This is a genomic window from Vibrio sp. AK197 (assembly GCF_053903115.1).
This window is the reverse complement of the sequence record NZ_CP096430.1, coordinates 1,390,908-1,404,390: the sequence shown is the minus strand read 5'-3', so window position 1 is coordinate 1,404,390 and position 13,483 is coordinate 1,390,908. Positions and strand designations below refer to the sequence as shown.

At 44.3% G+C, this 13,483-nt stretch carries 10 protein-coding genes; 7 read left to right on the top strand and 3 right to left on the bottom strand.

What is annotated here, in order from left to right; all coding sequences use genetic code 11:
- Positions 1 to 64: 64 nt before the first annotated feature.
- Positions 65 to 2,791: a DNA topoisomerase (ATP-hydrolyzing) subunit A gene (gyrA, locus tag M1D72_RS13695; RefSeq protein WP_390190177.1), complete on the bottom strand. Its 2,727-nt coding sequence runs from the start codon at positions 2,789 to 2,791 to the stop codon at positions 65 to 67.
- Between the two features lie 284 nt (positions 2,792 to 3,075).
- On the opposite strand from gyrA, the gene ubiG reads away from it, so the two are divergent.
- The 4 genes from ubiG to yfaE all read left to right on the top strand — a co-directional run bounded on the left by ubiG (position 3,076) and on the right by yfaE (position 8,023).
- Positions 3,076 to 3,786 (top strand): bifunctional 2-polyprenyl-6-hydroxyphenol methylase/3-demethylubiquinol 3-O-methyltransferase UbiG, encoded by a 711-nt coding sequence (ubiG, locus tag M1D72_RS13690; RefSeq protein ID WP_456297395.1) that lies wholly within the window; start codon positions 3,076 to 3,078, stop codon positions 3,784 to 3,786.
- Positions 3,787 to 4,250: 464 nt separating this feature from the next.
- A complete protein-coding gene (nrdA, locus tag M1D72_RS13685) occupies positions 4,251 to 6,533 on the top strand; it encodes a class 1a ribonucleoside-diphosphate reductase subunit alpha (protein WP_456297244.1) in 2,283 nt (760 codons plus the stop codon).
- 78 nt (positions 6,534 to 6,611) lie between these two features.
- Positions 6,612 to 7,745 carry a class Ia ribonucleoside-diphosphate reductase subunit beta gene (nrdB, locus tag M1D72_RS13680; protein ID WP_456297243.1) on the top strand — a complete coding sequence of 378 codons (1,134 nt, stop codon included), beginning with the start codon at positions 6,612 to 6,614 and terminating at the stop codon, positions 7,743 to 7,745.
- The gene (gene yfaE / locus M1D72_RS13675; protein ID WP_390190182.1) at positions 7,745 to 8,023 is read left to right on the top strand and encodes a class I ribonucleotide reductase maintenance protein YfaE; all 279 of its coding nucleotides are present in this window, start codon (positions 7,745 to 7,747) and stop codon (positions 8,021 to 8,023) included. The genes nrdB and yfaE overlap by 1 nt, the downstream gene beginning before the upstream one ends.
- A gap of 27 nt (positions 8,024 to 8,050) precedes the next feature.
- Here yfaE and M1D72_RS13670 read toward each other — a convergent pair whose 3' ends face one another.
- Both M1D72_RS13670 and M1D72_RS13665 read right to left on the bottom strand, forming a co-directional pair.
- Positions 8,051 to 8,308 carry a hypothetical protein gene (locus M1D72_RS13670; protein ID WP_390190184.1) on the bottom strand — a complete coding sequence of 86 codons (258 nt, stop codon included), beginning with the start codon at positions 8,306 to 8,308 and terminating at the stop codon, positions 8,051 to 8,053.
- A gap of 244 nt (positions 8,309 to 8,552) precedes the next feature.
- Entirely contained in the window at positions 8,553 to 9,794 is a 1,242-nt protein-coding gene (locus tag M1D72_RS13665; RefSeq protein WP_456297242.1) for a CinA family nicotinamide mononucleotide deamidase-related protein, read from the bottom strand.
- Positions 9,795 to 9,976: 182 nt separating this feature from the next.
- Between M1D72_RS13665 and M1D72_RS13660 the strand changes: the two genes are divergently transcribed.
- The 3 genes from M1D72_RS13660 to M1D72_RS13650 all read left to right on the top strand — a co-directional run bounded on the left by M1D72_RS13660 (position 9,977) and on the right by M1D72_RS13650 (position 13,425).
- Positions 9,977 to 10,918, top strand: coding sequence for a DUF3943 domain-containing protein (locus M1D72_RS13660; protein ID WP_456297241.1), 942 nt, complete (start codon positions 9,977 to 9,979; stop codon positions 10,916 to 10,918).
- 186 nt (positions 10,919 to 11,104) lie between these two features.
- Positions 11,105 to 11,617, top strand: coding sequence for a glycine cleavage system protein R (locus M1D72_RS13655; protein WP_390190187.1), 513 nt, complete (start codon positions 11,105 to 11,107; stop codon positions 11,615 to 11,617).
- Between the two features lie 209 nt (positions 11,618 to 11,826).
- On the top strand, positions 11,827 to 13,425 hold the full coding sequence (locus M1D72_RS13650; protein WP_456297240.1) for a methyl-accepting chemotaxis protein: 1,599 nt from the start codon (positions 11,827 to 11,829) through the stop codon (positions 13,423 to 13,425).
- Positions 13,426 to 13,483 lie beyond the last annotated feature (58 nt).

Below are 13,483 nucleotides of genomic sequence, written 5' to 3'. Positions count from 1 at the left end.
CTAGAGCCATAAAAAAACCGAGCGGTTAAGCTCGGTTTTTAAAATGAAAACACTTTAGACGTGATTATTCTTCGTCACTTTCTGCGTCGTCATCTTGTTGCGTTGGTTGCTCTGGTGTTTGAGTGGCATCTTGTTGAACATCTGATTCAACTTCGCTCCCCTCCTCTGCCAACGCTTCAAGGTCAGCCTCTTCGACTTCTTCAATGCGTTGTAAGCCAACCACTTTTTCGTCTTCAGCAGTACGAATCAAAGTAACGCCTTGCGTATTACGCCCAACTTGGCTTACTTCAGAAACGCGAGTTCGCACTAATGTACCCGCGTTGGTGATCATCATAAACTCATCACCCTCGTCCGCTTGAATCGCTCCAACAACACTGCCGTTACGTTCAGAGACTTTGATAGAAACGACGCCTTGAGTACCACGGCCTTTGGTTGGATATTCAGCCAGCGCGGTACGCTTCCCGTAACCATTTTCAGTCACAGTCAGTACATCGCCTTCAGTGGCAGGAACAATCAGTGATACCACTTTATCGTCTCCCGCAAGCTTCATACCACGAACACCTGAAGCGGTACGTCCCATAGGACGAACACCTTTGAACTTGATTTCCGGATTACCGTCTTCATCAAGAACAGGCGTGCCATCTTCGTTAAGCACAGGAATCTCTTCTGCTTCTTTAAAGCGAACAACTTTACCCGCTTTCGAGAACAACATGATTTCATTTTCACCTGAGGTGATATCCACACCAATCAATGAATCTTCATCACGGAGGTTCAAAGCAATCAGTCCATTAGAACGAACATTAGCGAATTGGTCGAGCGATGTTTTCTTCACAGTACCATCAGCGGTCGCCATAAAGATAAACTTATCTTCTGAGTATTCGTCTACGCGAAGAATCGCGGTAATACGTTCATTTTCTTCGAGAGGAAGAATATTAACGATAGGTTTACCACGCGCAGTACGCGTTGCATGTGGTAATTGATAGACTTTAAGACGATAAGTTTTACCGCGTGTTGAGAAGCAAAGAATATTATCATGCGTATTGGCCACCAATAAGCGCTCAATGTAATCTTCGTCTTTCATGCGCGTCGCGCTCTTACCTTTACCGCCGCGACGTTGAGATTCATAGTCGCTCAGTAATTGGTATTTCACGTAACCTTCGTGAGAGAGTGTTACGACAACGTCCTCACGAGCAATCAGCTCTTCTAAGTCAATATCATGGGTCGCAGCAGTGATTTCTGTACGACGTGCATCACCGTAACCGTCTCGAATATACTCAAGCTCTTCACGAATGACTTCCATCAAACGCTCAGTGCTGGCAAGAATGTGCATTAGCTCTGCAATCTCATCCAACAGTTGCTTGTATTCGTCTAGGATTTTTTCATGTTCTAGACCAGTTAAACGGTGTAGACGAAGCTCAAGAATCGCTTGTGCTTGTTGTTCGGTAAGGAAGTATTGGCCGTCACGAATACCATATTCTGGCTCTAACCACTCAGGACGCGCAGCATCAGTACCAGCACGTTCAAGCATTGCAGCAACGTTACCAAGGTTCCAACCGCGAGCAATCAAACCCGCTTTGGCTTCTGCTGGGGTTGGCGCTTGACGAATCAGTTCAATAATTTCATCAATGTTGGCCAACGCAAGGGCTAAGCCTTCAAGAATATGCGCACGCTCACGCGCTTTACGCAATTCGAAAATAGTACGGCGAGTCACCACTTCACGACGGTGGTCGACGAAGCATTTCAGCATGTCTTTTAGATTAAACAGCTGAGGCTGTCCATCATTCAGCGCAACCATGTTGATACCAAACGTGGTTTGCAACTGTGTATTTGCGTAGAGGTTATTCAGAACCACTTCGCCGACAGCATCACGCTTACATTCGATAACAATGCGCATACCTTCTTTATCAGATTCATCACGTAAAGCACTGATGCCTTCAACGCGTTTGTCTTTCACAAGTTCCGCGATTTTTTCAATCAAGCGAGCCTTGTTTACCTGATAAGGAATTTCGGTAACGATAATGGTTTCACGACCATTCTTGTCTGTTTCGATGTCCGCTTTTGAACGCATGTAAACTTTGCCGCGGCCAGTTTTGTATGCGTCAATGATACCTTTACGACCACTGATCAACGCCGCGGTCGGGAAATCCGGCCCCGGAATATATTCCATCAACTCGTCGATGGTAACATCTTCGTTATCAATGTATGCCAAGCAACCATCAATGACTTCACCTAAGTTATGAGGTGGAATATTGGTTGCCATACCTACTGCGATACCGGACGCACCGTTAACCAATAGGTTTGGAATTTTGGTTGGAAGAACTTCTGGAATTTGCTCAGTACCGTCATAGTTCGGTACATAGTCGACTGTTTCTTTGTCTAGGTCAGCCAACAACTCGTGGGCAATTTTTGCCATTCGAACTTCGGTATAACGCATCGCCGCGGCGGAGTCGCCATCGATGGAACCGAAGTTACCTTGACCGTCGACCAGCATATAACGAAGTGAGAACGGTTGAGCCATACGTACGATGGTGTCGTACACAGCACTATCACCGTGGGGGTGATATTTACCGATTACGTCGCCGACAACACGGGCTGATTTTTTATATGCTTTGTTCCAATCGTTACCTAATACATTCATCGCGAACAACACGCGGCGATGCACCGGTTTTAGACCATCACGCACATCAGGAAGAGCACGACCCACGATAACGGACATCGCATAGTCAAGGTACGAACCTCTTAGCTCATCTTCAATGTTGACGGGCGTGATCTCTCTAGCTAGATCGCTCATAGAGCCAATATCCCTCTATAGTTTCGTATATATAATACGTTTAAGGTGCAAAAATATAACACACATTTATGGTGTGCGGCATCACTTTCCCTACGCTTTTATCAGGTTGTGAGGTTGGTTGTGAATCAACTGACGACAAATTGCACATTATCCAATTATCCCTCTGATAAATGGTTACATTTTAGCCATTAATAGCAAAAATTTTTCAAATAGTGGTGCCTGGTCGCCTAACGAGTATAATGCGTTTTAATTTCATGGAAGCGGTTTTACTCCAGGTAGAAGATATGACTCAAGCAAAGAACGTCGATCCAAGCGAGATCAAAAAATTCGAAGACATGGCCTCACGTTGGTGGGATCTCGAAGGAGAATTTAAGCCTTTACATCAGATAAACCCACTGCGTCTTAATTATGTCCTAGAACGTGCTCACGGCTTATTCGGCAAGAAAGTGCTCGATGTCGGGTGTGGCGGCGGCATTTTGTCAGAAAGTATGGCAAAAGAAGGCGCCCTCGTCACGGGACTGGATATGGGTAAAGAGCCGCTTGAGGTTGCGAGACTTCACGCATTGGAAACAGGAACTAAGCTCGACTATATCCAAAGTACAATCGAAGAACATGCCGCTCAAAATCCGCAGGCCTATGATGTGGTGACCTGCATGGAAATGATCGAACACGTGCCTGATCCTGAATCGGTTATTCAAGCATGTTCTGCTTTGGTTAAACCCGGTGGACATGTGTTTTTCTCTACCCTCAACCGAAACTTTAAATCGTATCTTTTCGCGATTGTCGGCGCCGAGAAATTGCTGAAGATTGTCCCTGAAGGCACACATGATCATGACAAGTTTCTTAAGCCTTCCGAACTATTAAAAATGGTCGATCGTGCAGACCTTCATGCCATGGGTATAAAAGGTTTGCATTATAACCCACTGACCGATACTTACTCGTTAGGTCAAAAAGTCGACGTAAACTACATTGTTCATACTCTCAAGCAGCTTTAATTAGAACGGCTGTACAATAAAAAGGCAATAGCACAAAGCCATTGCCTTTTTTAGTTTATAAACGTTAGTTCGTGCGCTCTGTTCCACTTTTTTTGAGGCAAAATTAAACGCTTTTTGGGAGCGACTTTTGACTTAAAGATCAAGAAATTTTTTTTTGTTCTTGGTTAGGAAAAATACAATATTAAACATGCCAAATTCTCCCGCCTACAGCCACCTTTTGTTATCGGTTAGTATCTACTTACTGTTTTTTTTAAATTTGTCACTTATCCACAAGTCATTCAAGATCTTCACCTTGAAATAGCCTGCCAATAGCACTATCTTGTAACCCGAAAGCAGAGATACCCCTATATCTTGTGTTTTCAACACAAAGCATTGAGTCACTTTGATCACAAAGCCGCCAGAGAATTTACAAGAATTACATAAAAACACGGCTTTAATCAGTTTTGTTAGGGAAATGAAGCAGAATGAACCAACAACTAACCGTCACTAAGCGTGATGGACGTAAAGAAAAAATCGATCTTGATAAGATCCATCGCGTTATCACATGGGCTGCAGAAGACCTAGATAATGTTTCAGTCTCTCAAGTCGAATTAAAAGCTCACATCCAGTTTTATGATGGTATTACCACTTCTGATATCCACGAAACCATCATCAAATCTGCAGCAGACCTTATCTCTGAGGATACGCCAGACTACCAATATCTAGCGGCGCGTCTTGCGGTTTTTCATCTGCGTAAGAAAGCGTATGGCGAATATGAGCCGCCTGCTCTGTTTGATCACGTTACTCGTCTTGTTGATATGGGCAAATACGATAAGCACCTTCTTGAGGATTATACGCCACAGGAATTTGCAGAGCTTGATCGCCACATTGACCACAAACGCGATTTGAACTTTTCTTACGCTGCGGTAAAACAGCTAGAAGGTAAATACTTCGTTCAAAACCGTGTGTCTGGACAAATCTATGAAAGTGCCCAGTTCTTATACATTCTGGTGGCCGCTTGCTTGTTCGCTAAATATCCAAAAGAGACACGACTAGAATACATCAAGCGTTTCTATGATGCGGCATCGACGTTCAAGATTTCTCTTCCAACGCCAATTATGTCTGGTGTGCGTACGCCAACACGTCAATTTAGCTCGTGTGTATTGATTGAATGTGGTGACAGCCTTGATTCGATTAACGCAACGGCAAGTTCAATTGTCCGTTACGTATCACAGCGTGCAGGTATCGGTATCAATGCCGGTCGTATTCGCGCATTGGGCTCTGAAATTCGCGGCGGTGAAGCCTTCCACACAGGCTGTATCCCTTTTTACAAATATTTCCAAACCGCTGTAAAATGTTGTTCTCAAGGTGGTGTCCGCGGTGGTGCTGCCACTGTGTTTTACCCAATGTGGCATGGCGAAGTTCAGTCGCTATTGGTGCTTAAAAACAACCGCGGTGTAGAAGAAAACCGTGTACGCCACATGGACTATGGTGTTCAACTGAATAAGCTCATGTATAACCGCTTAGTCAAAGGCGGCAACATTACCCTATTCTCACCATCAGATGTGCCTGGGCTTTACGATGCATTCTTTGAAGACCAAGAAGAATTTGAGCGTTTGTATGTGAAATACGAAAACGATCCATCGATCAAGAAAGAAAGCGTTAAAGCCGTTGAATTATTCTCACTACTGATGCAAGAGCGCGCGTCAACCGGTCGTATCTACATCCAAAACGTTGACCACTGTAATACTCACAGTCCGTTTGATTCAACAGTTGCACCGGTTCGTCAATCAAACCTTTGTCTCGAAATTGCGTTGCCAACCAAGCCGTTGAGCAATGTTGAAGATGAAACGGGTGAAATCGCACTGTGCACCTTGTCTGCATTTAACTTGGGTGCAATTGAATCCCTCGATGATTTTGAAGAGCTGTCCGATCTTGTCGTCCGTGCACTTGATGCCCTTTTAGATTATCAAGACTACCCGCTACCCGCTGCGTACCGCTCAACCATGAATCGCCGCACATTGGGTGTCGGTGTGATTAACTACGCTTACTACTTAGCGAAAAATGGCGTGAAATACTCAGATGGTAGTGCAAATGGCCTCACTCACCGCACATTTGAAGCAATGCAGTACTACTTGCTTAAAGCGTCGGTTGAACTGGCAAAAGAGCAAGGCCGTTGCCCATCGTTCCATGAGACTAACTACGCGAAAGGTCTACTACCGATCGATACTTACAAAGCGGACTTAGACTCGATTTGTAATGAACCGCTTCATTACGATTGGGATGCACTGCGCGAAGAGATCATGGAGTACGGTCTGCGTAACTCAACATTGACCGCATTAATGCCATCTGAAACATCATCACAAATCTCCAATGCCACCAATGGCATCGAGCCTCCTCGTGGTTATGTGTCAGTTAAAGCCTCTAAAGATGGTATTTTGAAGCAAGTGGTTCCTGAGTACGCGCAGTACAAAGAAAATTATGAACTACTATGGAAGATCGGCTCGAATGATGGCTACTTGCATCTTGTCGGTATTATGCAGAAGTTTGTTGACCAATCTATCTCTGCAAATACCAACTACGATCCAAGCCGTTACGAAACGGGCAAAGTGCCGATGAAGAAACTGCTCCAAGATCTTCTTACTGCGTATAAATTTGGTGTGAAGACTCTTTACTACCATAACACTCGTGATGGTGCTCAAGACGACCAAAAAGATGCCGTTGAAGCAGCAGACGACGATTGCGCAGGCGGCGGTTGTAAGATCTAACCACTGACTTAATACACCTCCAGTAAAAATAGATAGACTGCCCCTTGAAAATTCAAGGGGCTTAAAGGATTGAGGCAAATGGCTTACAGTACTTTCAACAGAAATAAAAATGACCAGCTCAAAGAACCTATGTTTCTTGGTCAATCCGTTAACGTGGCACGTTACGACCAACAAAAATATGAAATTTTTGAAAAGCTGATTGAAAAACAGCTTTCGTTCTTTTGGCGTCCAGAAGAAGTCGATGTATCAAGTGACCGTATTGACTACAACAAGTTGCCGGATCACGAGAAGCATATCTTCATCTCCAACCTGAAGTATCAAACACTGCTCGACTCCATTCAGGGCCGTAGCCCTAACGTTGCATTACTGCCGTTAGTCTCACTGCCTGAAGTGGAAACATGGATTGAAACTTGGTCATTCTCTGAGACCATTCACTCTCGTTCATACACCCACATCATTCGTAACATAGTGAACGATCCGGGTGTAGTATTTGATGATATCGTCGAGAATGATCATATTCTAAAGCGTGCCAAAGACATTGCGCACTTTTATGACGACTTGATTCAAGCCACAAACGACTACCACCGCTACGGTGAAGGGACACATACCCTAAACGGTGAAACGGTTTCTGTTACTTTGCACGAGCTTAAGAAAAAGCTTTATTTATGCTTGATGTCGGTAAACGCCCTAGAAGCGATTCGTTTTTACGTCAGCTTCGCTTGTTCTTTTGCTTTTGCCGAACGCGAACTGATGGAAGGTAACGCGAAAATCATCAAGCTTATTGCTCGTGATGAAGCGCTGCACCTGACAGGCACTCAGCACATGATTAACCTGCTACGTAACGGTCAAGATGACTTCTCTTTCATTCAAGTCGCGGAAGAGTGTAAAGACGCTTGTTTTGATCTGTTTAAAGAAGCCGCTGAGCAGGAAAAAGAGTGGGCAGAATATTTGTTTAAAGACGGTTCGATGATCGGCTTGAATAAAGATATTCTCAGCCAATACGTTGAATATATCACTAACGTACGTATGCAAGCGGTCGGACTGCCTGCAGCCTACCCTGAATCGAAATCGAATCCGATTCCTTGGATCAACGCTTGGTTGTCTTCTGACAACGTTCAAGTTGCACCACAAGAGGCTGAAATCAGCTCTTACCTTGTTGGCCAAATCGACAATGAAGTCAGCGCTGATGACTTTGGAGATTTTGAACTGTAATGCCTGACATAAAGATCAATCGTATCACACATATTCAGACTAACCCGTCGGATACCTTGCTTGAAACTATGGAGAAAGCGGGGCTAGAGCCTGAATATAACTGCCGGGACGGACATTGCGGCGCATGTAAATGTCGTATCGTTTCAGGCGAAGTGGAGTACATTGGTTTTGCAATGGCTTACACTCAACAAGATGAAATTTTGCCCTGCATATGCCGGGCAAAAACGGATATCGAACTTGAAGATGTCGTCTACAAACTTAAGATAAAAAGTGCATAATTATGCACAAATAAAAAGCCAGCATCATTAGCTGGCTTTTGTCATATAACCCCCAGATAAAAACGCCTCAGCCGTTAAATCTGACACCGCCTTCTCACCAATCGCTCGGCCATCATCGTCAAATAAGGAAAGCAGGTAACCATTATATTCTGTGAAGTCTTGCTCTTCTGGCGCATTCCACCACAACGAAATGAGATCGGTACTTTCTGTGCCAACTGCCTCTCCCAAAACAAATTTTTGCTTAGCTATTTGGTAACAAACTACAATTTTTGATTGATGAAACATGCCAGTCTCCTTTGACACCACGCTTTACGAAATATCAGTTTAAGTCGAATTTCGTGAAAAGAAAGTGCACAAATAAGACTGAATGAATGCTTTCATTAAAAATCATTCATTTAAGCTATAGACGGATTTGGCATAAGAAATAAATACCAGACAGCCCCCGAAATAAGCTCAATAATCATTCACTTATTATTCATATCACCAAATAGAAAAGTTGACAAATCACGCTTTATCACTAAGCACACATTTAACTTTCGAGCACTTGCCTTGGCACAAACATTTCCTTATCTCGAGTGAGTGAGCTGTAAGGTACAAACATGGCTTTTCCTGATAAGTAACGGCGCAACATGTCACCAGCGACAGTAGAAATCACTTCTTTCTGCTCTGCATCGTTATAGCGACGTTTAAAGGTCAATGTTTGCCCCCACTCGCCTTCTGGTGCAGCAAGCCCTATTGAAAACTGCCCATCGGTGACTTTACCTGTCGCGATAGCAAGATTGGTAGAACATTTATCTTTGGTTGCCCCTGCTAAGGCAAAAATTGCTGCAAGCGGGTCATTATCCGATTCTCCAACATCAATATGGTCACCCAGAATCCAACCATGTGCGCAGAGTTTACTGGCATTTTCATTGGAATGTAGCCAATTGGATAACCAACCTTTCGTTGATTGCTCAGCCACAGCGACCGATGCCTGACGCTCAGTGAGCAAAAGACCAAGGTGCTCAATCATTGGTTCATCAACACTGACCACGTGTTGCTCAATCAATTTAAAAATGACGTTCAGTACTTTAATTCTTCGTTCTAGATCATTGGCGGGGCCAAAAAGCTTCACTTGGATAAACGGCAGGTAAGAGCGATAGCCCAGCATATACCCCTTGGGTAACTCGACTTTATCCAATTTGTCCGAGAGCGCAGATTCTGAAGTGCCGAAGGTATATAAGCGGCTGCACTCTTGCCCTGCATTATCAGGATGCTGCTTTTGGATATCAGGCAACACCAGTGTTTCCACCATGAGCTTAAATTCACTCGGAACACCTGGCGTAAAATACAAGTCACACTCATTCAAACGCAATTTAAACCCACATGCCGTTCCTATTGGGTTATCGATCATTTCCGAGCCTTCAGGAAGCATGGCTTGTTTTTTATTACTCTCAGGCATCGGCAAGCCACGACCAGCAAAAAACGCCTCAAGTTTTTTTAGCCAATCGGTTTGCAATACAAGCGGTTTTTCAGCAGCGAGAGCGGCCGCTTGCGCACTCAAGTCATCACTCGTCGGTCCAAGCCCACCATTTACGATCACCACATCAGAATTAAAACTTAGCATCAATAACTCTTCGACCAATGCCGTCATTTGGTCCCCGACTGTCGAACGTTTGACTAACTCAAACCCGGACTCAAAAAACAGTTCAGACAACCAAGAGGCATTGGTATCAACGATATCGCCGTGAAGAACTTCTTCGCCGGTACTGAGCATCGCTATTTTCAGCATATATGTTTCCTTATGTGGAAATTTGTTATTGATTTCTCGTGACGAAGTCAATCTAAATCAAACTATTAGCAATTATCCATTTTCAGCACTAGTGTTTCTTATTTGGAACAGTGGTTTGTTTCCAATCATCTATCTTTAATGGGATAATTTTATCTTTACTGGTCTACATCATGGAGCGTTGAGTGTATATAAAAAGCATCGCGGCTCTGATAACCTGTTTTTCTACTTGTAGTTACGCTGTAAGCAGTTTATCACCCCTAACCAGCGAATTACCCTATCAGGACAATAACAAACAAGCGTTTACGATGGTAGCGTCTCCATCATCACACTTGAATTTATTACCAGATGGCTACGCCATTGATGAGGTTAATTATACAAGCAATCACCATGCCTTAATGCTCTCTCAGGCTGCTTTGACCTTCGATGACACCAAGCCGCTGCCCAGATATCTCGACGCATCCAATCAAAAAGATTGGGATTATTTACTCGGTCAAACCTACACCATCCTCGGTTTAAGTGTTGTCACCGCAGCGACCATGACACTGTTGCCAGAATCCATCACTAAGTGGGATAAAGAATCACGAAGCCTTAAGGGATTGGGTAAAAAGTGGAAAGATCATGTAACCGAAGGCCCCGTATGGGATAGAGATGAACACATCCTTAACTACGTCATGCACCCCTACTTCGGCGGCGTGTACTATACCGCAGCGAGGCACTCTGGGTTTAATGAGTTTGAATCATTTCTATACTCAGCCACCATGTCCACATTCTTTTGGGAATACGGTGTAGAAGCCTTCGCAGAAGTCCCTTCTTGGCAAGATATTTTCATCACACCATTTCTTGGCTCGGTTGTCGGAGAAATGATGTTTGAGGCCGAACAAAGCATTGTTATGTCAGGTGGTGAGGTTTGGGGGTCTGAGACCATGGGCGATATTAGTTTGTTTTTCTTAAATCCGGTTGGGCACATTCACGGCTGGGTGTCGAGCGCTTGGGGTGGCAGCGCAGAGTTTCAGTTTGTCAATACGCCTTACTTTGGAAACCACTCTGCAGCATCTTACGCGGCAGAATCTGGCGCACGATACGATTCTGTATTTTATGGTGCCCAGTTAAAAATTACTTTTTAACCCCCCTCTTCAAACGCAATGCTTCCGGTATAATTTTGCCGCTGTTTTGTGTTTCACTTTTAATATTAACTTGTTGCGAACATGATTAATACCAAAAATTGACCTATATCAAACGTTAATTACGTTAAGATCCTACACTTAGGTCAACACAAACTACCAGCAATTGCTCGCAGTTAGGAGGCAACCATGAACAGTACTTTTATCGTCAATTTCTCCGGAAAAGCAACGCCCGCTACAATTAAACAATTGGCTGCAATTACTCATGAAAACGGAGGAAAATGGCTGATCAGTAAAGTCAACTTTATTGATGACCAAGTTGCCGCCGTAATTAAAGTCGAACTCCCAACTCACAATGAGGAGACGGTAAAACAGGCATTTCAGTCTACGCCAGACCTATTGGTCCAATTCACGAATACCGAACTTCACGCCCATAATGCGGATGTGATTTACCAAATTCGTATTGATGCCAATGATCGCGCAGGTATCGTCAACGAAATAACCCACGTCCTTGATAACCAAGGAATCAACATTCTCGACATGGATTGCCAGCGAGTGTTTCTCGCCGGTGGCGGTGGTGTCAGTTCAAGTCTTTTTACTGCCTCTATGGCGATCAAAATCCCAACCAATGTCAAAATTGAGGATGTGGTAAAAGAGCTTGAATCTTTGAGCGAAGATACCAAAGTGATGCTGGATGCTTAATTAAAGTACGCCTACCCCCACACTATTTCGCATGGGAAGCCAACTGGCTTCCCATTTTTTATCTTAAACTTTTGAATCAGCTAACAGTGTTGCATATAAAACTCGCAGAATCGTTATAGTGAACCAAACTTAAGTTGGATAGAAAGTTCATGCATAACAACCATATCAAGCCATGAACTCAACGTTGGTAAGGTGCTAAGGGTTTCACTATGTTAAAGCTCAAAAATATAAGTGTGAGTTATAAACTCGCGACGATGCTCGTTGCTTGCATCATTGGCTCTCTCATTTTGCTCGCGATTGCCGCGACGACATTAAAAAATAGCCTGCTGGCAGAACGCGAGGCAAGATTGGATGCCGTACTAAGCGCAACGATGTCACAGATACAACTGCTGGAAAAAACACTCCCACCTGCAGAAGCAAAAGAACAAGCAAAGGCACTGATCACCGCTTTACGCTATGACAAATCAAACTATGTCTTTGTCATTAATGAGCAGCGCCATGCTATTGTCCATCCGATAAAACCGGAGCTCGAAGGCAAACAAATGGGCAACAACGGCGAACGCTTTTGGGCAGAGATGGTCAACCAAGGAAAGAACGGCCAGTCAGGAAAGCTTACTTACCTATGGAAAACCGCGAAAGGCACACCAGCCGATAAACTCTCATTGGTTAAAGGCTTTGCGCCTTGGGGGTGGATACTCGGCAGCGGCATGCTGCTTGACGACGTCGACGCGGCTATCACCCAACAAATCATAAAAATGGGTATCGTGACCATTATCTTGGTTATTTTAATGGCTATCCTCGGCGTGTTTATCAGTCGTACAATCACGGTTCCACTCGAAATGATCAAACACACCATGAAGCAAATCGCAGCTGGCGATTTAACTGCGAAGATACCAATCACAGGGAAGGATGAAATTGGCATTGTAGCCGAGCGTATCAATACGAGTGTTGAATCGGTTCGTAAGGCGTTAATTGAATCGGTTCACTCCGCCACCGAAGTTTCTGAAGCGGCGGTAAGGATTGCTAGCTCAGCCGAAGAAACCAGTACCTCAGTCACAAGCCAAAGAGACCAGCTTAATCAATTAGCAACCGCTATGAATGAAATGAGTGCAACCGTTGCCGATGTGGCACAACATGCCGAAGATACCGCACGAGACACCAAAGAAGCCACCAGCGAAGCTGGTCTTGGTAATCGAGATGTACACTCAAGTGTTGATAGCATTCGCGCGCTTTCTAACGAACTTTCTAATGCTTCCGAACAAGTCAACAAGCTCAAAGAAGGTGTCATGGAAATCAGCGAAGTCACCAATGTGATCAGTGGAATTTCAGAGCAAACAAATTTATTAGCACTTAACGCGGCCATCGAAGCCGCTCGTGCCGGAGAGCAAGGACGTGGCTTTGCGGTTGTCGCTGACGAGGTTCGAAACTTAGCGAGCCGAACCCATCACTCCACAGATGAAATTCAAACCACGATAAACCGGTTACAACAGCTCGCACTAACGACGGCTAAAGCGATGGAAAAAAGCCAGTCTCTGGCGCAAGACAGTGTCGAGCGCTCTGAACGAGCAGGAACGGACCTATCTATGATTGTCAGCCACATAGAGCACGTCAGTGATAAATCTACACAAATTGCCACCGCTGCGGAAGAACAAAGCTCTGTTGCAGAAGAAATGAATCGTAACGTAAGTGGTATCAATGATTCAGCATTAGAAATGTCTTCAGCAGCACGCTACCTCGCTGAAGAAAGTGAAAAACTCGCGGGTTTGTCTCGGCAGTTGGATGAGCGTTTACTCAAGTTCAATTTGTAATACGGCATCATAACCCGTAAAGGTTTACCGTGAATCTTAGAGCGGGTGAATCAAAAAA